Source organism: Arthrobacter sp. TE12232, from assembly GCF_054062615.1.
In genome coordinates this window covers 1,409,874-1,431,287 of record NZ_JBSSFK010000001.1, presented here as the reverse complement: position 1 = coordinate 1,431,287, position 21,414 = coordinate 1,409,874, and the positions used below count along the sequence as shown (strand labels likewise).

The 21,414-nt window shown below is 66.3% G+C and carries 20 protein-coding genes and 2 pseudogenes; 13 read left to right on the top strand and 9 right to left on the bottom strand.

Annotation, left to right across the window (positions count from 1 at the left end):
- The first annotated feature begins 143 nt into the window (after positions 1-143).
- From ACVWZ7_RS06270 to ACVWZ7_RS06250, 5 genes and pseudogenes are all read left to right on the top strand, one after another.
- A complete protein-coding gene (locus ACVWZ7_RS06270; RefSeq protein WP_456507308.1) occupies positions 144-1,631 on the top strand; it encodes a DUF3375 family protein in 1,488 nt (495 codons plus the stop codon).
- Complete coding sequence (locus tag ACVWZ7_RS06265; RefSeq protein WP_456507307.1) at positions 1,628-2,329, top strand: DUF4194 domain-containing protein; 702 nt, start codon at positions 1,628-1,630, stop codon at positions 2,327-2,329. The genes ACVWZ7_RS06270 and ACVWZ7_RS06265 overlap by 4 nt, the downstream gene beginning before the upstream one ends.
- Entirely contained in the window at positions 2,326-5,724 is a 3,399-nt protein-coding gene (locus tag ACVWZ7_RS06260; protein ID WP_456507306.1) for an ATP-binding protein, read from the top strand. The genes ACVWZ7_RS06265 and ACVWZ7_RS06260 overlap by 4 nt, the downstream gene beginning before the upstream one ends.
- Positions 5,721-6,944, top strand: coding sequence for a Wadjet anti-phage system protein JetD domain-containing protein (locus ACVWZ7_RS06255; RefSeq protein WP_456507305.1), 1,224 nt, complete (start codon positions 5,721-5,723; stop codon positions 6,942-6,944). Before ACVWZ7_RS06260 ends, ACVWZ7_RS06255 begins: the two co-directional genes overlap by 4 nt.
- Before the next feature lie 343 nt (positions 6,945-7,287).
- Positions 7,288-7,527, top strand: a pseudogene (locus ACVWZ7_RS06250) (2,3-butanediol dehydrogenase); the annotation flags it as partial.
- Positions 7,528-7,721: 194 nt separating this feature from the next.
- On the opposite strand, the gene ACVWZ7_RS06245 reads toward ACVWZ7_RS06250, so the two are convergent.
- Positions 7,722-7,901 carry a hypothetical protein gene (locus tag ACVWZ7_RS06245; RefSeq protein ID WP_456509168.1) on the bottom strand — a complete coding sequence of 60 codons (180 nt, stop codon included), beginning with the start codon at positions 7,899-7,901 and terminating at the stop codon, positions 7,722-7,724.
- Between ACVWZ7_RS06245 and ACVWZ7_RS06240 the strand changes: the two genes are divergently transcribed.
- The gene (locus ACVWZ7_RS06240) at positions 7,891-8,481 is read left to right on the top strand and encodes a hypothetical protein (protein ID WP_456507304.1); all 591 of its coding nucleotides are present in this window, start codon (positions 7,891-7,893) and stop codon (positions 8,479-8,481) included. The two genes, ACVWZ7_RS06245 and ACVWZ7_RS06240, sit on opposite strands and share 11 nt — an antisense overlap.
- A gap of 22 nt (positions 8,482-8,503) precedes the next feature.
- Here ACVWZ7_RS06240 and ACVWZ7_RS06235 read toward each other — a convergent pair whose 3' ends face one another.
- Both ACVWZ7_RS06235 and ACVWZ7_RS06230 read right to left on the bottom strand, forming a co-directional pair.
- Complete coding sequence (locus ACVWZ7_RS06235) at positions 8,504-9,781, bottom strand: flavin-containing monooxygenase (RefSeq protein WP_456507303.1); 1,278 nt, start codon at positions 9,779-9,781, stop codon at positions 8,504-8,506.
- A 2-nt stretch (positions 9,782-9,783) separates the two neighbouring features.
- Positions 9,784-10,179, bottom strand: coding sequence for a TfoX/Sxy family protein (locus ACVWZ7_RS06230; RefSeq protein ID WP_456507302.1), 396 nt, complete (start codon positions 10,177-10,179; stop codon positions 9,784-9,786).
- 355 nt (positions 10,180-10,534) lie between these two features.
- Between ACVWZ7_RS06230 and ACVWZ7_RS06225 the strand changes: the two genes are divergently transcribed.
- Positions 10,535-10,738, top strand: coding sequence for a cold-shock protein (locus ACVWZ7_RS06225; protein WP_011690916.1), 204 nt, complete (start codon positions 10,535-10,537; stop codon positions 10,736-10,738).
- Positions 10,739-10,837: 99 nt separating this feature from the next.
- Here the strand turns inward: ACVWZ7_RS06225 and ACVWZ7_RS06220 are convergent, their stop codons facing one another.
- Entirely contained in the window at positions 10,838-11,143 is a 306-nt protein-coding gene (locus tag ACVWZ7_RS06220) for a DUF1905 domain-containing protein (protein ID WP_456507301.1), read from the bottom strand.
- Positions 11,144-11,159: 16 nt separating this feature from the next.
- A complete protein-coding gene (locus ACVWZ7_RS06215) occupies positions 11,160-12,962 on the bottom strand; it encodes a BTAD domain-containing putative transcriptional regulator (protein WP_456507300.1) in 1,803 nt (600 codons plus the stop codon).
- Positions 12,963-13,245: 283 nt separating this feature from the next.
- Here ACVWZ7_RS06215 and ACVWZ7_RS06210 point away from each other — a divergent pair, with 283 nt between their 5' ends.
- Together ACVWZ7_RS06210 and ACVWZ7_RS06205 are read left to right on the top strand one after the other, a co-directional pair.
- Positions 13,246-14,079: a sulfurtransferase gene (locus ACVWZ7_RS06210; RefSeq protein ID WP_456507299.1), complete on the top strand. Its 834-nt coding sequence runs from the start codon at positions 13,246-13,248 to the stop codon at positions 14,077-14,079.
- 32 nt (positions 14,080-14,111) lie between these two features.
- Positions 14,112-14,249: pseudogene (locus ACVWZ7_RS06205) on the top strand (recombinase family protein); the annotation flags it as partial.
- A gap of 96 nt (positions 14,250-14,345) precedes the next feature.
- On the opposite strand, the gene ACVWZ7_RS06200 reads toward ACVWZ7_RS06205, so the two are convergent.
- Positions 14,346-14,513: a PspC domain-containing protein gene (locus ACVWZ7_RS06200; protein WP_456507298.1), complete on the bottom strand. Its 168-nt coding sequence runs from the start codon at positions 14,511-14,513 to the stop codon at positions 14,346-14,348.
- 332 nt (positions 14,514-14,845) lie between these two features.
- On the opposite strand from ACVWZ7_RS06200, the gene ACVWZ7_RS06195 reads away from it, so the two are divergent.
- The 3 genes from ACVWZ7_RS06195 to ACVWZ7_RS06185 all read left to right on the top strand — a co-directional run bounded on the left by ACVWZ7_RS06195 (position 14,846) and on the right by ACVWZ7_RS06185 (position 16,681).
- Positions 14,846-15,019, top strand: coding sequence for a hypothetical protein (locus ACVWZ7_RS06195; protein WP_456507297.1), 174 nt, complete (start codon positions 14,846-14,848; stop codon positions 15,017-15,019).
- Positions 15,020-15,478: 459 nt separating this feature from the next.
- Positions 15,479-15,910, top strand: coding sequence for a hypothetical protein (locus ACVWZ7_RS06190; RefSeq protein WP_456507296.1), 432 nt, complete (start codon positions 15,479-15,481; stop codon positions 15,908-15,910).
- Between the two features lie 303 nt (positions 15,911-16,213).
- On the top strand, positions 16,214-16,681 hold the full coding sequence (locus tag ACVWZ7_RS06185) for a hypothetical protein (RefSeq protein WP_116768145.1): 468 nt from the start codon (positions 16,214-16,216) through the stop codon (positions 16,679-16,681).
- A 281-nt stretch (positions 16,682-16,962) separates the two neighbouring features.
- Here the strand turns inward: ACVWZ7_RS06185 and ACVWZ7_RS06180 are convergent, their stop codons facing one another.
- The 3 genes from ACVWZ7_RS06180 to ACVWZ7_RS06170 all read right to left on the bottom strand — a co-directional run bounded on the left by ACVWZ7_RS06180 (position 16,963) and on the right by ACVWZ7_RS06170 (position 19,580).
- Positions 16,963-17,286 carry a DUF6176 family protein gene (locus ACVWZ7_RS06180; RefSeq protein WP_456507295.1) on the bottom strand — a complete coding sequence of 108 codons (324 nt, stop codon included), beginning with the start codon at positions 17,284-17,286 and terminating at the stop codon, positions 16,963-16,965.
- Between the two features lie 161 nt (positions 17,287-17,447).
- On the bottom strand, positions 17,448-18,662 hold the full coding sequence (locus ACVWZ7_RS06175; protein WP_456507294.1) for a nucleotide disphospho-sugar-binding domain-containing protein: 1,215 nt from the start codon (positions 18,660-18,662) through the stop codon (positions 17,448-17,450).
- A gap of 243 nt (positions 18,663-18,905) precedes the next feature.
- Positions 18,906-19,580, bottom strand: coding sequence for a TetR/AcrR family transcriptional regulator (locus ACVWZ7_RS06170; protein ID WP_456507293.1), 675 nt, complete (start codon positions 19,578-19,580; stop codon positions 18,906-18,908).
- Between the two features lie 252 nt (positions 19,581-19,832).
- On the opposite strand from ACVWZ7_RS06170, the gene ACVWZ7_RS06165 reads away from it, so the two are divergent.
- On the top strand, positions 19,833-21,362 hold the full coding sequence (locus tag ACVWZ7_RS06165; RefSeq protein ID WP_456507292.1) for an amino acid permease: 1,530 nt from the start codon (positions 19,833-19,835) through the stop codon (positions 21,360-21,362).
- The last annotated feature ends 52 nt before the right edge of the window (positions 21,363-21,414 follow it).

The window sequence follows — 21,414 nt, the reverse complement described above, 5'->3', positions numbered from 1 at the left end:
CAGCTGGTTATGGACTGCGGGGCCTTGACCAGCTCCAACCGGCCTCGGCGCCGCGTGTGGGGGTAATTTTCAACAAGAATCACGCTTTCCACTTTTCTGTCAGTGCCGTCACCTATCCTTCGAAATGGATAAAAGGGGGCATCGTGGCGGACGTAATACTTGAACTCAACCGGGCAGAGACGGCTTTCGCTAGGCCGGCCCTTGGGCTGCTCAACAGACAGGAGGCGCCGCTGGTCGTTGCCATCTTCCGGGCGACTTTCTCCCGTGATGTCCTGCAGGTGGCAGCCACGGCCTTTCATGCCCACGTCCAGACCCTGTTCGAAGTCCTCGGTGCCAGCGGTCACGAGGCGCCGGACCCGACCGAGTCTCGACAGATGTGCCGATACTGGGTAAGGCGCAAATGGTTGATCCTCGACTCCCGGGAGGACGGGGAGGAGTTCTATGCCCTCACCTCCCAAGCGCAAGAGGCCATCGACTTCGTGCAGAACCTCGGCAGCGAGCGCGCCCTGCTGTCCGAGTCCCGCATCCGCACCATCCTCGACGTCGCCCGCAGCAGCGCCATGGCCGCAAATCCCGACCGGGACGCGCGGCTGCGGATGCTGAACGAGCAGATCATCCGGCTCACTGCCGAAAGGGACCGTATCGCGGACGGCGGCGTGATCGAGACAGCCTCCGATGACCGGATGCTGGAAGCGTTCCGGAACCTCGCGGATCTGCTGAACGACCTACCCTCGGATTTCAAGAGGGTCGAGGAGCTCGTCTCCAACATGCACCGGGAGATCATCGGCGACTTCCGCACGGACGAGCGGCCCAAGGGCGAGGTCGTGGGTGACTATCTCCGACGCTCGGGCGACGTGCTCAACCACTCCATGGAGGGCCGTGCCTACCAAGGCGCCCTGGACCTGCTGGCCCGCGAGGAACTGCTCGCGGACCTGCGGCAGGACATCGAGACCATCCTCGCGCACCCATTCTCTAGGGCTTTGTCCCGCACCGATCGGGAACGGGTAACAGCGCTCGCCGGGCTATTGATGCGCGGGGTGGAGACCATCCAGGACCAGCAGCGGCACCTGTCTGCGACCCTGCGGACCAATCTGGCTCAGAAGGAGGCCCTGCGTAGCCGCGAACTCGACTCGCTGCTGAACCACCTCAAACAGAAGCTGGCCGAGCGGATCGAACGCTCGGGCGTGCGCACGCGCACCGACCTGTCGCTGACGCCGGCCAAGCTCGAAGTTGCCACCTTGCGCGAGCGGCCCTACGACCCGGCAGACCACGCTCCTCCGCCGCCTCTGGAGGACATCGGGCAGGATGCCGTAGCACTGTCCGCCGAGGAGGTCCGCCAGCAGGGCGGCCCGACCTTCGCTTTGCTGCGCTCGGCCCTGCTGCACGGGCTGGCTGAGGACCGGACCCTGACTGCCGCCAGGGTGTTCAACCACCTGCCCGCCGCCGACCGGCGACCCGTCGAAGTGCTCGGCATCCTGCATGTGGCGGGCGCTGCCCTCGTCCGCAGCGAGGGCGAGGACGTGTTCGAGGCGGTGCGCAGCGATGGTACCCGCGTCGCGTACCGAGCGCCCCGCCTGACTTTTACCGATGAAGAGCGCGCCGCGCTCGCCGTAGCCGAGGAGACACAATGACAAACCAGACGACCGGTTACGACGTCCTCGATGACGCCAGGCAACCGGAGGACGAGCCAATCGACGTCGACCTGGAGCTCGAAGGATCGTGCACCGGGGGCGGTCTCTTCGATGGGGACCGGGGAGAGCTCACCCTCGCTCAGCGCAGGACACTGGTGATCCTGCTCAGACGCAAGTACCTTGCCGCCGACAAGTACCCGCGCGAATGGCAGACCCTATTGGAATCCCGGACGGCTATCGGGTCCCGCCTCAACGAACTCTTTCAGGTGCTCGTGCTCGACGAAGAACGGCAGTTCGCGTACAAGCGCAGCGCCACGCCGGAGGCTGGCGGCACGTTCCCGACCCTGCTGTACGACCGGCAGTACACACTGGAGGAAACAGTCCTGCTGGTCGAGCTGCGGGAACTCTACGCTCGCGAATGGTCCAGCGGTGCGGCGGCGGTGCACGTGGACCGCGAGGAACTGTTGAGCTGGCTGGAAACCTACCGGCGGCCCGACGCCACAAACCACGTCGACACCCGCCAGCGCGAAATCAACGCGATCAAAGGGCTGGTCGATGAAAGCCTCCTGATCAAGACCGACGGCGACGCCGAACGGTTCCGGGTCGCCCCGGTGATTAACTCCGTGCTCACGGTGGAGAAGCTGCGCGAATTGCGGCAGTGGGTTGTCAGCGACGTGGAAGGTGGTACTCCGGTATGAGCGGTGCTCCCGTGCTCTCTGTCGAAATGTTCGAGGACATCCCCCAGTGGCAGCTTGAACGGATGCAACTTGTCAACTGGGGCACCTTCCATGGCTACCACTGTGTGGACTTCGACCGGTCTACCCTGATCAGCGGCCCGTCCGGGACCGGCAAGTCCACTCTCCTCGACGCATACACCGCCCTGATGATGGACTCCAACACACCGTTCAACGGCGCCTCCAACGAGGGCAAGGGACGGGCGCGGGGCAAGGACCAGCGCAGCGCCCTGTCCTACATCAGGGGCGCTGTGGACACCGTGCGGGACGAGGAAACCGGCGAGCTCATCGACGAAATTCTCCGAGGCAAGGGCACCGCTACGTGGTCGGCGATCGCCGCGACCTTCCGCAACGACGACGACCGGAACTTCACGGCCCTGCGCCTCTACCACGCCAAGGTAGGCGCATCGACCGCCGCCGACCTGACCATGCGCATGCTCACCATGGACGGGGTCTTGAACCTAAAGGACATGGAAGAGTTCTCCGCCGACAAATTCCTTCCCCGGGCGCTGACCGGCCGGTACCCGACAATGCGCAACCACGACTCCTACGCCACGTTCGCGCAGGGCCTGCACACCAAACTCGGCATCGGACAGAACGGGGACGGGGCTAAAGCCATGAAACTGCTCTCCCGGATTCAGGGAGGCCACCAAGTCAAATCTGTTGACGTGCTCTACAAGCAGCTCGTACTGGAGAAACCCGAAACCTATGAGAAGGCCGATGAGGTGATCAGCCACTTCGACGATCTGGCCAAGACCCACGAGGCCATGCAGACTGCAGCCCAAAAGGTCGAGGTCCTCAAACCGATCCCGAGCTTCTACGAGGACATGACAGCCGCGCAGCAGGCCCGCGATGTGATCGACACCTTCCGCATCCACGCCGACGGGCCCACCCCTTTCTTGCTGTGGAAGCTGTTCACCGAACGGAACTTGCTCGACGCGGCGACCGACGCCAACCGCGCCGCCCACAAAACCAACACCGACGCATATCGCAGCGCTTCCGCTGAGGAACAGGACCTGAAGCAGCGACTGGACCGGAATCGGGATAACCAGCGCGCAAACGGCGGCAAAGCAATGGAGGAGCTTGGACACCGTCTCGACGCGCTCGCCATCGAACGCGGGCAGGCCGCCGACGAACTACTCAATTTCACAGAGTTCATACGGCCCCTCGGCCAACCGACACCACAGGACAAGGAGGCCTTCGCGTCCCTGACCCGCGAAGCGCAGGAGTTCGTACGTTCCTACGAGAAGCAGGACGAGGACCTGACCAAGCGTCTGGACGAGGTCAAACGTCGAACATGGAAGGTCCAAGAGAACCGGGAGGAAGTAAGGGAGGAGCACGAGTCGCTGAAAGGGCGCACCTCCAAGCTCCCGCGCCGATACATCGAAGCCCGCGCCAAGATGGCAGCCCTGGCCGGAATGGATCAGGCGGACCTGCCGTTTGTCGCCGAGCTGATCGACGTACGGACTGAGCACGAGCCGTGGCGGCTGGCGGCCGAACTGGTCATGCGCGGCTTCGCCACCACCATGCTCGTGGACCGAGACGCCGCGGCAGGGTTCCGGCGCAGTATCGACTCGCTGCCGCTGTCCGACCGCATCAATTTCGACGCGGTCGCCACCGGCCTCCCCGGCGTACAGATGCCTGGCGGGACCCTGGCTGGCACGCTGGAGTTCGCCGACTCACCATTCCGGGGCTGGGTGGAACAGCAGGTCTCAAAGCGATTCGACCACGAGCGCGTGGAAACTGCCCGCGACTTCGTCGACGACGGCAGACGGCAGGTGACGGCGACTGGTCAGGTCAAGGACGGGAGCCGCGGAGCGCACGGCGGCAGGGCCGGAGAGTCCGTTATCGGTTTCTCCAACGCAACCCACCGGCAGCAGGTGGCCCAGCGCCTCGATGCTTTGGACAAGGAACTCGCTGGGCTTCTCGTGGATGGCAAGAACCTTGAGGAGCAGAGCAAGAGCCTGCACCGCCGCCACGAGGCGTACCGGTTCGTCAGCTACGCCTCCTGGCAGAAGATCGACGTCGCCAGCGTGGATAACCGGATCGTGGCGGCCAACGCAGAAATGGACCGGCTGCGCGGGGCCAACTCCGTGATGGCCGCACTCGAAAAGGAATGGCAGGTCCTCGACGAGCAGCATGGCGAAGCCAACCGCCGCCGAGTCAACGCGGAGACCAAGATCCGTGACTTGGACAAGGAGCACGGCCCGCTCGTGGACCGGCAGGACGCGGTGAGTGACGGCATCGAGACAGCAGAGGCCGACACCGCCCTCAATGACGACCAGCGGGCAACCCTCGACGTCGCCCTGGCCGAGTTCGGCGTGGCAGGGGACCTGAACCGCCTTAAGGACTCCTTCGAGAAGGTTAAACGCCAGCTCGCTGGACGGGCCGAAGAAGCCAGCGAAAAGGAAGCCAAGGCCGCCGAAGCGCTGCGGCGGACATTCGAGAACTACCATCGGCTGTGGGACGATGGCGACCTCGGCAAAGCCGTGGAATCCTACCCGAATTACCGGGCCATCCTCGATCGACTTGTGGCCGAAGGACTGCCCGAGCGCCGGAACGAGTTCAAACGGGAAATGGCCCAGTGGACCGGCCGCGACCTCGTCACCCTCGCCTACACTATGCGCGAAGCGATAAACCGCATTGAGGAACGCCTCGGCGCCGTCAACGACATCCTCACCAACATCCCCTTCGGGCGGGACATGGACCGACTGCGCATTACCCTGCGCCGCCTGCCCAACCAGCAGGTCCGCAGTTTCCTCCAGCGTCTGAGAAAGATCGCCGAGGGCGCGACCACCGCCTACACCGACGCGGAAACCGACGACCGGTTCCGGGAGATCGCCTCCTTCATCAACCTGATCCGCACCCTCGACACCCTGCCCAAGGGCGCACCCAGCACTCGAGACAACCATCTGGACGTGCACCGGCACATCGCCATCACCGCCGAACGGGTTGACGAGAACGGGACTCAGCTCAGCGTCTACGACAGCCTCGGGGGCAAGAGCGGCGGCGAAACTCAGGAACTCGTCGCGTTCATCGTCGGTGCCGCGCTGCGCTACCAGCTCGGCGACGAGGAAAGCAGCACGCGGCCACGCTTCGCCCCGGTGTTGCTCGACGAAGGTTTCATCAAGGCGGACGCGGAATTCGCCGGACGCGCGGTCGGTGCGTGGAAGAAACTGGGCTTTCAGCTCATCATTGGCGCTCCGCTGGACAAGGTCAGCGGCATCGAGAGGCACGTGGACCTCATCCTCGGAATCAACAAGCCGGACTGCTACTCGCGGATCAGCCCCATGCGTGAAGTCCCCGTGGCTCTGGATAGGACACCACAGACTACCGCGTCGACACTAGAGACAGTATGAAGACCCAAGAGCAGATTCTCGCTGCACTGGAACGGTGGCTGGTTCTTGAGGACAGATGGCAGCGCGCCGTCCTGACCCCAGTAGCGGACTGGCCGCGCCGGATCAGCCTCAGCGCCCCACGCATGGAAGCCGTCGAAGCCGACTTTCCCGCCGCCATGGACTGGGTACACAGCTGGTGGGACTGGGCCGACGCACACGGCGTCGACCTAGAAGTCGCCGTGCGCCGGGTCTTCGGCACGTCACAGAAATTGCCCACTCATCTGAAGCTCCCGGACGTCGACACGGCCGTGCGGCTGATCGGAGGGGAATGGCCCTGCCGGATCGGGACAGCCCGGGTCCGCAGCGCCATCGTCGGCAGCCGTTTTCCGGAAACCGAACTCGCACCACTGCTACGCGAACTAACTGCGCTCGCTGACGTCGACTTCGACCTGTTGTTGACCGCCGCGGACTGGTTCCGCCACCACGACGCCACGGGTATGACTCCCAGGCAGGTGCCCGTCGAAGGCCTTGACGGCAAATGGTTAAACACCAGGCAGCACCTCGTTCAAGCGCTCAGCGGCAAGGATGAGCTGGGGCTCGTTCGCCGCCCCCGCACGGTGCATTTCGCGTACCTCGACTCGAAGCACCTTGAAGGTGGCCGCCGGTACGATGCGGTTACCGAGGGCGACAGCGCCGCTCCCTGCTACGCTCCACGGACCATCGTCATCACCGAGAATAAAGACACAGCGCTCTTCTTCCCTCCTCTCGACGGCGGCATCGCCATTCAGGGAGCAGGCGCAGCCGGACCGGTCACCGTCCCGCACCTTGAGTGGGCCGCCGAGTGCAGCGCCGTCATCTATTGGGGTGACCTCGACGCGGAAGGCTTCGAGATCGTCCACCAATATCGCAGCCGGGGGCTGGATGTGCGCACCATCTTGATGAACTGCTCAACTCTTCGTGAGTACGGTAGGTTCGGCGTTCGGGAGGACCGCCACGGCAGAAGCTTGCTCCGGGCACGCAAATTCCTGCCGCTGCTCACTGCCGAAGAGAATGCGGCCTACCAGACGGTCACTGACGCCCAGCAGGGCGGCCCCTTCCGCCTGGAACAAGAACGAATACCCCTCGATGTCGCCCATGCTCTCGTCCTGGAGGCGAGCCGCGGTGGGGGTCTTTCGCCGCTTGCCGGTGCACCAGATGACGGGGGTGATACCCCCGGCATCGAGGTCCTGGCGGGCACCTGAGTCCGCCGGTTGCTAGTCGCCGGCGGCCGTAGCTTCGTCAGTGGGCGCGCCGCGGCCAGCCCGCGGCGATGTACGCGTCAAGCGTCACCTTCATCCGCTGAGGTTTGCGCTGGAGATGAGGAGGGCGTCGTCCGTTCCCTCGAAATGGCCGTACAGCCGGAGGCCCAGCTTGCTCAGCCGGATGCTGTGACCGCCGTTGCCGGACATCGGCGACCTGCACATGAGGCGAGCGGCGGGGTGGGGAGCTGCTCTACCTACAGGCAGTTGATGCCGTGGTCGGCTGTGGCAGGCGAGGCAGGCGCCGGGCCGAGGAAGACTTCGTCGCGCTGACGAACCACTGTTCATCTGGGGCGCGTCGGCCACCGTGGACATGCAGAGGCAGGTGCTCAAGGAGATCGACCTGCGCGGCACCATCGCCTACGTCCGGGACCATCCCACGGTCATCAAGCTGGTGCAGGAGGGCAAGGTGGACCTCAAACCGTTCATCACCGGCAGGATCGCGCTGGACGACCTCGTGGAGCGGGGCTTCGACACCCTCATCAACCACAAGGACCCTGCCGTGAAGGTGCTGGTGCACCCGTAGCGGCGGGAGCTTGGTGTGTTGCCGGGAGTATGCGGTCCCCGGCAGCGCTGCCGGTTGGGCGGCTCCGCGGCCCCGGCGCCGCTTGACGCTGGTTGGTTGGAGAGCTTTCTGAGCTGGGTAACAGTCGGGTGTTCCCATCTCTGGTCTTGGTTGGAACAATGCTGCCATGGCACGAATTCTTGGGTTCCTGTTATTCATGGCAGTGGTGGTTTACGGGATCCCGGCGTCGTGACGCAGTCCAGGACGGGGAAGTCGGCGGTGAGCTCGTCTTTAGTGTTGGTGGTGTTTACGTAGCCGCGGTTCTCGTTGTAGAACTTCAGGTGCGCGCAAGCGGGCGCGGCGCCGCTGGAAGCCCGTTCCCTGGTGGTCTCCATCGGCTCGAATTCAAGCGCCGACGTGATGCGGCGGAAATTCGCCAACCACCACCAGCCTGTCAGCGCGGTCCTCCCGCTGGTCCGGGGGCAGCTCCACAACATCGCCGTTGGCCACTCCGCCCACGTGAGCAAGGCCGGCTACATAGCCGCCGCCCCGTATCCGCTGCTGGGGGAGTGCACGGCGGTCTGGCTTTCGTGGCTGGATGATATTCAGCTGATGGCCCTCGACGACACGGAGCCCAACTACCGGCGGATCCAGCTCGACGGCGAAGCCTGCCCGCTCGTGGCGGACCACGGGGAACGTCCGGAGAAGTTTTCGCTGTTCACCTCGCGCTGGGGTGTGCTGACCGATGGCGACGGCGGGAAGCTTCCGTTCCTGGACCAGCCTGCCCTCTTCGGGGTCCTCGCCGGCAGCGGCCGCGGGGACCTTTTGGAGGAGGGGAAGTCCGTGTTCGACAGGCCGCCGGAGCTTGTTGCCGGGCAGCTCGCGACGCCCTCGGTCCAGGCCTGGGCCCGGGAATGGTTCAGCTCGACCGGGCTCGCCGCGCCAGTGGACTTCGACGGGGAGTGCGCGGGGTAGCAGCTCCTCCGGAACGCCGCCTTCACCGGGCGGCGACGTTCCCGGCGATGTTCTGCGCAATGTATTCGGCATCGCGGCCCACGCCCGCCACGATGGAGGAGCCGTGCCCGGTCAGCCACGGCAGCCCGACGGCGTACAGGCCCGGGTGTTCGGTGACGCCGCGGTGGTGCCGGGGGTAGTTCCATTCGTCCAGCACCGGGATGTCCAAGATGCTGAAGTCCAGCCGGTAGCCCGTGGCCCAGAGGACCGACGTGACGTTGGCGGCCTCGAGGTTCAGCCGCGCCGGCTCCGAAGGAAGCCAATCGTCCTTACGCGGCGGCTCCGGCTCCGGTGCTGACATGCCCGTGGCGGCAATATAGCTGTCGAACATCGGCTTCATCCGCTGGTAGAACGCCGACTCCACCAGGCCCAGGCGTTCCGGAAGGTCATCACTGAAGACGAGGTCGCCGTCGTCGGCTGCTTCCAAATGGCCGTGCAGCCGGACCCCGCGCCGACCGAAGTCCCGCAGATGGATGTCGTGGCCCCCGTCGGCGCCGGACACCAGCGGGTTGCAGGCGAACCTCGCCGCGGGGGAGGGCAACTGACCCACCGTGAGGCCGTTCAGTCCATAGTCGGGGCCGAACTGTGCAAGCTGCATCATCCAATAAATAAGGTCCTGGCCGCGGTACCGGCGCGGCGCTTCCGGGCACGTGGACACCGCCAGGTGGATATCGCGGCCGACGGCGAGCAGTTCCTCGGCGATCTGACCGCCGGACTGGCCGGTGCCAACGATGAGCACGGCACCGTCGGGCAGCTGGCCCGGGTTCCGGTAGCTGTCGGTGTGAAGTTGCAGGATGTGGCTAGGCAGTTGCGCCGACAGTGCGGGGATTTTCGGCTTCTGGTAGCCGCCGGTAGCGAGCACCACGTTCCGGGCCCGCCAGATGCCCTGGGTTGTGGCCACGTTGAAGCCGCCGCCATCCGCGGGCGCGATACCCGTGACATCCGAACCCGTTCGGACAGGAGCGTCGATGCGCTGGGCATAGTGCCGGAAATGGCGGATGAGGTCATCCCGCAGCATGAAAGCTTCCGGGGCGGGGCCGTCATACGGCATGCCGGGCAGCGCGAGCGAGAAGTTCGGCGTGTTCAGGCAAAACGCGTCCCACCGGTCCTGCCACGCCCCGCCAAGCGTGTCGCGCCGTTCCAGCAACTGATGTTCGACGCCGGCCCGGCTGAGCCAGTAGCTCGTGGCCAGACCAGCCTGCCCGGCCCCGATGATAAGGGTGTCGATAACGTTGTCCGGTCCTGCAGCGGCGGACGGCATGGTTACTTCCTTGCGGCGTTCGCCTTAGGCGCCTTGGGGGATTTCGACGCCTTCGGCGGCAGCCCGGCCACATGTTCGAATGCTTTCTCCACCCAGGCCCTGGCCCGCGCCTCATCGCCGTCGCCCTCGGCATTCCAGATCTCCGGCAGCCCGGTGTAGCCGCCCATCGGACGCTCGGCCGGTCCGAACGGAACAGTCCGTTCGGTACTTTCGAGCATTTCCTTGTCTTCCTCGCCCAGCTTCACGCCGATGGTGGGTCCGAACAGGCCGGCGAACATGTTGCCGTTCACGAACGCCCCGAGGTTCCGGAACATGGGCTTGATGACCACCTCGGGACGATCCGGGAGCACCGAGCGGAAGTGCTCCTTGTCGGCGTCGGACGCTTTCGGCATTTCCATGGGTCTTCCTCCGGTAACTGATGGTCACGGACTGGTCTTCCTGCAGGATATGCCCGCGGCCGGGAACGGTACAGGCTGTCTGCCCGCAGGCGGGCGGGGCCGGGGCCGCCCGGGAGCCGCAGCGGTCGGTGGCCGCCCCGGGGAATGCTGCGGGCGGCGCCTCGACGGGGCTGTGGTAAATGGCGTCCGGAATCTCCTGTACAGTTGATCTTGTTGTTGTGTTTATGCAGTTCGTAGTTCAGGCAGTACGCAAGGTTGCAAGACCTTGTTCTTCTGAAGCAGCGGTTTTGAGCACCCCAAACAGGAGGACCCGAAAGTCGGGACAGTTCCTCCACCTTCACGAAGGACAAAAATAATGGCTACTGGTACCGTCAAATGGTTTAACGCTGAAAAGGGCTTCGGCTTCATTTCCCCCGATGACTCCTCACAGGACGTTTTCGCACACTACTCTGCGATCAACTCCTCCGGCTTCCGCTCCCTCGAAGAGAACCAGAAGGTCTCCTTCGAAACCGAGCAGGGCCCCAAGGGTCCCCAGGCCACCAACATCCAGGCTATCTAATTTCCTTTTAGATACCCGGGACCGTTAGGTTTCGAGCAGGGCCCGTCTTCGGACGGGCCCTGCTTTTTGTTTAACCCACCTGTGCTGTGTCAGTCCCGCTCAACCGCCGTATTCGAGTTCAAGTTCGACGTCGACCTCGTCGCCGGCGCGGATACCCGCCGCCGTCCTGATGCCCTTCTTGACGGGCAGCAGGTACGAGACGCTCTTGCTGTCCGGGAAGACCGACGTCGACCAGCGTTGCCCGGCGATGGAAGCGGTCACCTTGACCGAACCGAAGGCCTTGGCGAACGGGGCGGCGTCGTCCCTGAACTCCTCGGCCAGGTCCGGCGGCAGCGTGATGAAATGCCACCCGGATTCCTCGGGGTAGTGCCACAGCTCGCCGTGGAACGGGTACGACGCTGTCACGTGCCAACCAACCCGGTCACAGCGGGACGCCGTGGCGCCGGTCCAGGAACGCGGCCAGCGCGGGGTTGTCGATCTCTTTGGCCAGCCAGGGCACGGCCTGGGCGGCGGCCTCGTCGCCGAGGACCGCACGATGCGACTGCGCCCGGACCGTGAACTCCCGCATGCCGCTCCGGCTGGCCAGCGCGGCCAGACGCTCCACGAACTCGGCAGCACGCGGTGACCCGGTGGCGATGGCGACTTCCGCCGCAACATCGAGCAGCCGGGCCGAGTACCAGAGGTACCACGGCGTGGGTTCCAGGCCCCGGTTGATCCAGTGTTCGGCGGCAGCAAGGTCGCCGTGGGCGAGGAACAGCCGGGCTTCGGCGCCGGCCGCGAGGGCCATGTAGCAGTGGTCGCCGGCGAGCTCGGCCATGACCCAGGACCGGTCGATCAGGTCCGCCGCCGCGTCCAGCCGGCCCTCGGCAAGGTAGGTTTCGCCCCGGACTCCGGCGACAAACGGCTCGAACGCCGTCCAGTGTTCCCCCGCGACCCAGCCCAGGGCCCGGTCCAGGCAGGCGGCCGCCAGCTCCAGGTCGCCGCGCAGCAGGTGCACGCGACCCAGCAGGGCCTCGCTGAACGCCTGCTGCCGCCGGTTCCCGGCCTCCCGGGCCAGGCGCCCCGATTCGGTGAAAGCTGCAACGGCGTCCCCATAGTGCGCCGTGTCCGACGCCAGCATGCCCTGGATCGCCAGAATCCTCGCCTGCTCGTCCGGGAAACCCTGAGCCGCGCGCATCGCCCGGTCCAGCCAGCCGGCCGCACGGTCCGGAACCCCGCGCTGGACGGACAGGTAGCCCAGCTCGCGGAAGGCGGTCGCGGCAGTCCGGGAGACGCCGTCGGGCCCTTCCGCCGACAGCGCGCGGTGCAGGAGGTCCGCAACTTCGGCACCGCGGCCGCCGGCCTGATGGATCATGGCCCCGGACAGCGTGACCAGGGATTCGGCGAGCAGATGATGATCATCGGTGCGCTGGGCAAGCCCGACGGCGAGCCGCAGCTGCTCCAGCCCGCGATCCACCGAACCTGCCGAGAGCGACGCCCCGGCGGCATCGAGGTAGGACCGCACCGTGGCCGCACTGGCCGGCAGCCCGGGCTCGGCCACCGGGTCCGCGTCCACCAGAGCCCGGCGCACCTCCGCGGGCACGCCGAGCCCGAGCTCCCGCCGGTAGAGATCCCGGCACTTATCGGCCTGATCCCGCGCCCGCCGGTACTCGCCCAGGGAGAGCAGGGCCTTGATCAGCACGGCATGGCAGTCGGCGTTGAAGGGGTCCAGGCGCAGCGCGCGGGTGGCGAGGTCGACGGCGTCGTCCGCCCTTCCCGCCGACAGCGCGCCGAGCGAGGCTTCGTAGAGCAGCGCCAGCACGCAGTTCTCGAGCCGGTGCCGCTGGTCCTCCAACCACGACTCGAACACGGGGCAGTCCGCGAAGGCAAGACCCTCCAGGAGCTGGCCGTCGAAGGCGCGGGGGTCGGCGTCGCCGGCGGGGTGCAGGGCCGCGATCACGTCGCAGTGCCAGCCGGCCGGCAACATAAGTTTCAGCGGGTCGCCGCCGACCGAGTCCGCGCCGAGGGTCCGCCGCAGCTCGGAGAGGTTCCAGCGCAGCGCGCCGAGGGGGTCCTCGGCGTCGGGGAACAGGAGGGCGGCCGTCCGGGCCCGGCCGGTGCTGTCCGGTTGCAGCGCGAGGTAGGCCAGCACAGCCCAGGCCTTGCGGCCCCGGGGCTGCCGGAGTGGGGTGCCAGCCGACTCGATCCTGGGCGGACCGAGGAGCCGAATCCATGTGTCGGCCATATGAGTCATGCTACGCCGGGGGACCGGCGGCGGCGCGGGGGCTCCATGGGCTTGCTCACGGCCGCCGGAGAAGGCCCCGCATCACACTCGTTTCGTGACACGGACGTTTCGAGGCACTAAGTCGGATCAGGAGAAGGAACAGCCTGCCCGCACGCAGATCATTTACCGTACGCCCGGGGCGGACTACGTGTGCTGAGACGAGGGCGCGCATCGCAAGTGTTCGAAGTGTTCGAAATGTGAGACTAAGTGTCTTGAATTGTGGACGTCATGATTACCATGGGCCATGGAATCGACTCAGGCAACCCGTGGCTTCCCGCCCGTCTTCGTTGACGCGATGTGGCTTCGAGCGAACCTCGACGGCGTAGTCGTGGTCGACTCGCGCTGGTATCTCGACGGTTCGTCCGGGCGGACGGAGTACGACGGCGGCCACATCCCGGGCGCGGTGTTCGTCGACCTCGACGCTTGGCTGTCCGGCGACACCGGGCCGCGCGGACTCAATCCGCTGCCGGATCCCGCAGTGTTCGCGCGAGGAATGTCCTCGCTTGGCATCGGCGACGACCCGACGGTCGTCGCCTACGACGACGCCGGCGGAGTCATCGCGGCACGGCTCGTGTGGATGCTGCGAGCACTCGGAAAGCGCGCGGCCCTGCTCGACGGCGGAATCGCCGCATGGCCCGGCCCGCTCGAGAGGAATCCGGCACGTCCTTTCCCGACGACATTCACCGCTTCCGACTGGCCCTCGGAACGCCTGGTGCAGGCCGAGGACCTTGACAGGTGGCACGGGGCGATCGTCGACGCGCGCAACACGGATCGCTTCGACGGCAGCCTTCAGCTACCCACCGATCCTCAGGCAGGGCATATCCCAGGGGCCGTGAATGTGCCCTGCCGGGAGAACCTCGACCAGCACGGGCGCCTGCGCCCCATCCCGGAAGTGCGCGAGGCGTTCGCCCGCGCCGGGATCCGAGACGGGTCCGCCATCGTCTCCTACTGCGGATCAGGCATCACGGCATGCCACAACCTGCTGACCCTTGAACACGCAGGCCTCGGCCAAGGCCGGCTCTACGCCGGCGGCTGGTCCGAATACGCCGCAGACCCGGAACGCACCGCTGAGCGATGAAGCATCCTTTCGTCTGAAACAGCCAGCGTCCGGCGGCTCCCGCGGGGTCGATGGTCTTCACGTTCATGGCTGCGTCGGCGCAGAGGGAACATGAAATCAAACGCGAACGCGTCACCGACTCCATCAGCAAGCGCCGTGAGGCCGGCAAAGAGCTGGACGGCCGCCAGAAACTGCTCGTAGTCCTGCACGACGGCGGGAGGCCGGAAACGCTGCCGCCGCCTGCCGTCATGCTGGTGTCCGCTGCGGACTGTTCGGACATGTGGCCGTTATTTGGCCTTGGGGATGAGGACCCACAACGCGATATAGACCACTTCGCCGACGCCGAAGAAGCCGAAGAATACGAAGCCGAGGCGGACCAGCGTCACGGAGATGCCGAAGCGCTGAGCAATAGCTGCGCAGACTCCCGCGAGGATCTTGCGGTTCCTTGGCCTCATCAGAGATCGTTCCATCCAGTCAAGGTAGCAGTGCGGCCACGCCAGCGGAACAGCCTCTTCTTCGGGCAGGTAGGACATAACGGCGTCGGCGTCTTTGCGGGACCGGACCCAGGCCGGAGCCAAGAATGGGCGCGAAACCGCTCACACGCTGGCTCACACGGTGACCGCGGAAACTGGACATGTCCCCCCCAAAGGACCGGAAACAAGGGGTCCGGAAACCCGACCACAACTGAAGCCCTCACCGCACCGATTACCCCGGAATCCGGCCCCGACCAGCAACTTCATCACTCGCCCCAACAACCAGCTTCATCAATCGCCCGAGGTGTTTTTCCATGGAATTTGCCGCCATCCTGCTCGTAGCACTCATGGTCTACGCAAGCGTCGCCACCATCGTCGCGGTCGTCCGCGACGGCCGGGGCCACACCCCGCTCGAGCGGTCCACACGCCCTTGGATGGCGGGTAACCTGCCGAGCGAACCGTATGCGTCGCTGCGGTCCCTGCACTGACCGAATCCCAGCAGCCGCACGCCACTAACCGCAGACACGGCCCCCGTCTCCAACGCTGGAGGCGGGGGTCGTTCGCCGTCGTCGCGCGGTTCTTGGTTTGGCACCGGCGGAAGCCGCCGGTAACCCGGTGGTTCGGGCAGCCGGGCCGCCCGACAAGTCCCATGGAGGCCGCCCGCGGCATCCGCGAGCGGGCCCCATCCCCAACGGGTGTAGGCCGGCGTGAGGGGTGTAGCGTACGCTGACCTCGGCTGATAGGCGTCGGGGGAGAGGCAAATGTCAAGACGACATCTTTGCGGGGCAGTAGCGGTGGCTTTCGGAATCGCCTTGGCCGGATGCTCTGGATTCACGCAACCCGGTCCAGTCATCACTTCGCCCACCCCGCGGGCGGCAACCCCTGTACCGAGCCCGCCGTCGAGCACGCCCATTGCCCGCGACAGCAACTTGAAGGGAAACAGCGCGATGAGCGTAACCGTGGCGCCTGACATCTTCGATCAGCAGGGAGAGAAGTACGAGGAAGGACTGGGCGACGGATGGGAAACGTCACCGGCGTTCCTCGTCGTGTCCGACGACCAGGACAAGGCTGCCAGGGCGCTGTATGCCGCGGCAGGGCGCTTCTATTCGGTGGATCAGGACGGCAATGAACTCACTCGCGCCGAAATGACTGGCGAATACCCCCAGTACACGCCGAACTACGTCTCCGACGTCTATCTGACCGATCAGGGCCCCATGATTTGGACTGACACCAAAGGCGAGCTCACGAAAGGCATGGCGGAGGAAATGCTGCGCATCCTTGTGGCCGAACTCCGTGCCCAGGGGATCACGGCCCATATCACCGCCCCGCCGGCTGACCTCCCTCTCGACGACCAGCGAATATGGCGGCCTCCCGTATAGGCCCCAAATGCCGTGGTGGGCGACTTGACGGCGCCCAATCGCGAAAGAAGCAGGCCCGCGGGGACTGTCGACGCCGGCAGTCCGGGCGCGCGGGCAGCGCCGACGTCGGCGGTCCGGTGTCTAGACACCCGCAGTGACGCGGGAGCATCCTAAACGTGTGCGCGTTTCGGGAGGAGAGCCGCAACGGGGCGGGGAGCTTCCGCCCTGGCTGGGGAATTCCGGGGAAGCAGACGGGCCACCGGCAGACGGTTCTCACTTTCCGGGCGTGCGGACACGATCGGCGAGGGAAGCTGGTACCAGATCATGGACGAAACATCCGATACGCGGCAAAGGCTGTCCTCCCGCATCGACGAGAAGCAGCAGGCCCTCCGTTCCTATCTCAGCAAGGAAAGACCCCGGCGCACCCGGCTGGCCAATATCAGCATCGTAGGCAGCGCGCTGGCCGCCGCGCTCACTGCCGGTCCCGCCTTCGGAGGCACAGGGTTCACCGAATCGGTGGCGGCAATCTTCAACCTGAGCGACGACTCTCTTGTGTGGCGCGTGCTGTGCCTGTTCGCGGTGATCTTTTCCGTTGCCGCGGCGCTGGCCACAAATTTTGCCACGTCACGTTCGCTGGCAGACCGCGTGAGCGCGGCCGAGACCTGCAGCGCCCAGTTGGAGGGACTGCAGGTCGCGTTGAACTTCGGCCACATTGAGATCGACGAAGCCGTCAAGCTCTACCAGCAATACTCGACACAGGTGGCGTTCGTGGAGGGACTGCCGGCGGGGTGAGGCTTTCTTCGCCCGGCTCCTCTACGGGCTTTTGTCGCGGCTCCTTGCGCCGCTCACTACAGCCGAACAATGTCGGGTTCGAGCCGTCGAGTAGGCCAGGAGTTGTCGTTGCTACCCAATTCCGTCGGGCGGCGGAGAATTCGGGGCATTCGGGCGATTGAGGATCAGATGAGGGAACTCCGAGGAAGAGCTCCCAGTCCCTGCTAGTCAAGTCCCGAAGGAGTCCCGGCGGGTTTGGCTAGTTTGGAGGCTTGCAGCTCAGTCCGCCCTGTAGTCGAACGTCAGCTGGGCCGGGGAGGGCCCTGCAGCATCTCCGGTGTTAGGCCGTGGAGCTCCACAAGTTGCTCCCGGAACCACACGTCGTAGGGATCATCCGACGTCGAAAGGGCCCGGAACGCCTTCTCCAAATCCTCGGCCTCGTGGAACAGGCAGACGAAGTCCCCTTGTGGGGTCTGCATGAGGCTGGCAACCTCGCGGGTCATGCCCATGCGCTCGCGCGAGCGTTTGTGTTCTTCGGCCCGGGCCCCGCTCATCTCGGCGTCCAGTGCTTTCCACGCCTCCAGTTTCCCGGGCAGGATCGGTGCGAACCACGTTATGCATTCCATGACAAATGTCCTTCCACGCAACGGTTTCAGCACGGTGGCAATCCCATCGGTGCAGCTGGAAGCTTAGTCCTGCGGCCGACGCCGGGACAGAGGACGCGGGAAGCTCCACCGCTTGTGCCGGCAGGCTCAGCCGCTTGGAGCGGCAGGCTCACGCCCCGCGCTCAGCCAGCCAGGTCGGCGAGGATCTGCGCACCGGCCCTGGCCCCGGCGGCCCTGCGGAGGCGGTCGCCGATATACGCCGCTGCCCTGCGGTGACTCTCGGACGCCAACAGGGCCGCGAGGGCGGCGCCGATCTGCTCCGGCGACGATGTGCGGTTCAGCAAGACGCCGGCGCCCGCCGTACTGATGGCCTTACCCACCATGTGCTGGTCCATCATCGGGTGCATCGGCACGACCAGGACCGGCAGGCCGTGGGCCAGCGCGCGCATGGACGTGGCGTGGCCGCCATGGCAAATGACCGCACTGCAGCCCGGCATGATCCGGTTGTGGTCGACGTAGTGGTGCACCGTGGCGTTTTTCGGCGCGGATAGGCTCGCCGGATCCACTGCGGGGCCCGTGGTCACGATCAGCTCCACGGACGATCCGGACGCCGCATCCAGGATCTTCTGCAGCACCTCCTGCTGCCCGGAGAACGCCGTGCTGCTCAGACTCACCAGGACGCGCGGAGGTCCGGCCGGAGGTTCGGGAGGCGGTCCGGCAGTCAAGACCCCTGACGACGGCGCCGCGGACGGGGGCCGTGCGGGAACCAGTTGCTCGGCAGACGTCGTCCCGGCACCGGCCAACACGACGTCGTCTACTACGGCCCCGGACCACACCACCTTGTCCGGGTGGCTCTCCCAAGAGACCCTGTCCCAAGAGCCTGCCGGGTCCAGGAGCGGGTCCGCGCAGACCAGTACCCGTTCCGCATGCCGCATCACGCGGCGCGGAGGCAGCCCCTTGAGCGAGAGTGCGGCGCCCATGGGGCCATGCCGGAACGGGCCGTCAAAGAACGCGAAGAAGCTGTGGACCAACACCACATGCCGCAGCCCGGCTTTGGCGGCGGCATCGATCGCGCCCAGGAGCAGGCAATCGATGACGACGACGTCGGTCGGCTCCCGTCGCGCCTCCGCCACAAGGTCCCGGCCGATGCCGGCGTCGCTGAATGCGGACAGCATGGCCGAGAACTGCCGGTGCGCGGGGGCCGGCACGGCGAGATCCAGCGGGGCCGCCTGCCGGTAGGGAATGAATTCCGCGCCGGTGGCCTCCACCGCCGTCGCCTGACGGGCGTGCCCGAGGAAGCGGACCCGGTGTCCCTGCCGCAGCAGCTCGCGGCCGATGCCCAGGGCGGGCGGGAGGTTGCCGCCGGCGTCGAGCGTGGCGAAGAGGAAGTTCGACAACTCTTCCTCCTTAAGCCTCAACCCGCGGGGGTTCCTTTAGGGTCCTGCGGTCCTGATTCCAGACAGCTCTGTTGCCCGGGTTCCTGCAGCGCTCCGCCGTGTCCTGCGGGAAGACAGCAATGCCGGGTTCTCAGGGCACCGGTACTGCTGAATGCTAGCCGTTCGGGCGCGGCCGGGACAGGTGACGTGCCGGGAACCGGTCCTGTGGCGCCTTCAGGTGAGCAGAATGGGGTCCGCCGACCATCAACCCATGCTGGTCACGAGCTCCGCACTCCGGGCCCGGATCGCAGCAAGGCTGTCCGCCAGGCCGCAAAGGACGATGCCGGCGTCGGCCGCCTGCAGTGGTGACTCCGGTGTGTTCAGCCCGTCGGCCCGGAGGCTAACAAGCGACTCCACGAGCCGGAAGGCCAGGTCCCCGTTCTGGCTGGTGCCGGCCCACCCGGTCGCGGGGAGGTCCGCCCCCAGCCGCTGGTACAGGCCGCGGAGCTCCGTCCTGTCGGCCATGAAGCTGTGGAACCGCTGGCTGCGCGCCTCCGGCAGGTTGTAGAGCACCCCGAGGTTCCAGCGCGCAGTGCACAACTGGGTCCCGTCATAGAGCGCGACGGCGTGCAGTCGCGCCGCAGCCGCCACGGGACTACGGTCCCCGTCACCCAGGGCGCAGACTGTGCGGGCGAAGGCGAGACCACCGGCTACCGTGCCCGCCAGGAGAACCTCGAGGATGTCGTCCTTGTGGCTGAAGTGATGGTAGAGCGACGACTGGCGTATCCCCACGGCTTCCGCGATGGAGCGCGTTGAGGTGTTGGCATACCCCTGCGTGGTGAAGAGTTCAGCGGCGGCATCGAGGATCTCGTCACGGGCGGTGGCCCCCGGACGGGAGGGCTGCTGCTTGCGGGGGCGCCCCGGGCCGGTTGTTGTCACGGCATCATTCTTGCACCCCGGCGGGCCTCTGCCCTCGCACCCCGGCGGGGCCCGCGCTGCGGCCCAAAACCCGGTGAGATCCGGGAAACACCACGGAAATATTCCGTCAATCCACCTTTTACACGGGCGAAACGAGTTCGGGATGTCCGGCTGGAAAACTATCAAGTGACCGGTATTCCGCAGCGTTGGGCCCAGTGCTGCATTTGCCGGAACGCATCAACCCCAACGCCGTTCCAGCCCCGGAGATTTTCGATGACATCCACAGTTCTCCCCTCATCCGCGCAGACGGATGATGCAGACCTCACGTCGCTTGGCTACGAGCCCTCCCTGCACCGCAAGCTGGGCCGTTACGCCTCCTTCGCGGCAGGCTTCTCCTTCGTTTCCATCCTGACCACCATCTTCCAGCTCTTCGCGTTCGGCTACTCCTTCGCCGGGCCGGCCTTCTTCTGGACCTGGCCGGTTGTGCTGATCGGCCAGCTGCTGGTGGCCCTGAATTTCGCGGAGCTCGCAGCACGCTACCCGCTCTCCGGGGCGGTCTACCAGTGGGCCCGACGCGTCGGCGGTGAAACGGTGGGCTGGTTCGCGGGCTGGTTCATGGCCCTGGCGCAGGTGGTCACCGCCGCCGCAGCGGCCATCGCCATGCAGGTGGTGCTGCCCCAGCTCTGGGACGGATTCCAGCTTGTGGGAGGCGACCCCGCCCTGAACACCACCACCGGCGCCGCGAACGCCGTCGTCCTCGGGGCCATCCTGCTGGTGGTCACCACGGTGATCAACTCCCTGGGCGTCAAACTGATGTCCCACGTGAACTCCGTGGGTGTCACCTGCGAAATCGTGGGCGTCGCCGCCGTGATCCTGGCGCTCATCACCGCCGCCCAGCGCGGACCCGACGTCGTGATGGACACCACCGTCCTGGCCGGATCCGACCTCGGCGCGGTAGGCGCGTTCATGGTCTCGGGCCTGATGGCCGCCTACGTCATGGTGGGCTTCAACTCGGCCGGTGAGCTCTCCGAGGAGACCAAGTCCCCGCGGCAGACGGCACCCCGGACCATCCTTTCCGCCCTGATCATCTCCGGCATCGGCGGGGCGCTCACGATCATCACGGCGCTGATGGCCGCGCCCAGCCTCGACGACGGCCGGCTCGCCACCGAGGGCCTGCCCTACGTGCTGACCGCCGTCCTGGGCACCTTCTGGGGCAAAGTGCTCCTGGTCGACGTGGCCGTGGCCATCTTCGTCTGCACCCTCGCCATCCAGACCGCCGGGTCCCGCCTGGTGTTCTCCATGGCCCGCGACGGCAAACTCCCCGCCTCCGCCCTGCTCTCCTCCGTGCACCCGACCCGCGGCACCCCGATGTGGCCCTCCATCGCCATCGGCGCACTGGCCGTGGGCGTGCTGGCCATCAACGTCGGCAACGCCGCCCTCTTCACCACGCTATGCAGCGTCTGCATCGTCATGGTCTACGTGGCGTACCTCCTGGTCACCGTGCCGCAGCTCCTCAACCGCCTCCGCGGCGACTGGGACCGGGTGGGCCAGACCATGCCGGCAGGGCTGTTCTCCCTGGGACGCTGGGGCCTGCCCGTCAACATCCTCGCGGTGCTCTACGGCGCCGTCATGGTGGTCAACCTCGCCTGGCCGCGGCCCGAGGTGTACGACCCCTCCGGGGAAAACGGAATCCTCCTCTATTCCGCCCCGCTCATGGTGGGCATCGTGCTCCTGCTCGGCCTCGGGATCCGGCGCACCAGCGCCCGGTCCGCGAGCCGCAGCGAAGACCCCGCCGCCGCCTGACCGCGCAACGCCTGACTCCCAGGCCGCCTGACTGTCTGCCCGCGCCACTCAA

Bases quoted from the DNA above. Each gene is read 5' to 3' on its own strand.
- ACVWZ7_RS06230 (WP_456507302.1), bottom strand. From the start codon at position 10,179: ATGGAAATGCCGAAAGCGTCCGACGCCGACAAGGAGCACTTCCGCTCG.
- ACVWZ7_RS06235 (WP_456507303.1), bottom strand. From the start codon at position 9,781: ATGCCGTCCGCCGCTGCAGGACCGGACAACGTTATCGACACCCTTATC.
- ACVWZ7_RS06165 (WP_456507292.1), top strand. From the start codon at position 19,833: ATGACATCCACAGTTCTCCCCTCATCCGCGCAGACGGATGATGCAGAC.
- ACVWZ7_RS06215 (WP_456507300.1), bottom strand. From the start codon at position 12,962: ATGGCCGACACATGGATTCGGCTCCTCGGTCCGCCCAGGATCGAGTCG.
- ACVWZ7_RS06225 (WP_011690916.1), top strand. From the start codon at position 10,535: ATGGCTACTGGTACCGTCAAATGGTTTAACGCTGAAAAGGGCTTCGGC.
- ACVWZ7_RS06200 (WP_456507298.1), bottom strand. From the start codon at position 14,513: ATGAGGCCAAGGAACCGCAAGATCCTCGCGGGAGTCTGCGCAGCTATT.
- ACVWZ7_RS06180 (WP_456507295.1), bottom strand. From the start codon at position 17,286: ATGGAATGCATAACGTGGTTCGCACCGATCCTGCCCGGGAAACTGGAG.
- ACVWZ7_RS06260 (WP_456507306.1), top strand. From the start codon at position 2,326: ATGAGCGGTGCTCCCGTGCTCTCTGTCGAAATGTTCGAGGACATCCCC.
- ACVWZ7_RS06185 (WP_116768145.1), top strand. From the start codon at position 16,214: ATGGACGAAACATCCGATACGCGGCAAAGGCTGTCCTCCCGCATCGAC.
- ACVWZ7_RS06265 (WP_456507307.1), top strand. From the start codon at position 1,628: ATGACAAACCAGACGACCGGTTACGACGTCCTCGATGACGCCAGGCAA.
- ACVWZ7_RS06210 (WP_456507299.1), top strand. From the start codon at position 13,246: ATGGAATCGACTCAGGCAACCCGTGGCTTCCCGCCCGTCTTCGTTGAC.
- ACVWZ7_RS06255 (WP_456507305.1), top strand. From the start codon at position 5,721: ATGAAGACCCAAGAGCAGATTCTCGCTGCACTGGAACGGTGGCTGGTT.
- ACVWZ7_RS06195 (WP_456507297.1), top strand. From the start codon at position 14,846: ATGGAATTTGCCGCCATCCTGCTCGTAGCACTCATGGTCTACGCAAGC.
- ACVWZ7_RS06245 (WP_456509168.1), bottom strand. From the start codon at position 7,901: ATGGAGACCACCAGGGAACGGGCTTCCAGCGGCGCCGCGCCCGCTTGC.
- ACVWZ7_RS06190 (WP_456507296.1), top strand. From the start codon at position 15,479: ATGAGCGTAACCGTGGCGCCTGACATCTTCGATCAGCAGGGAGAGAAG.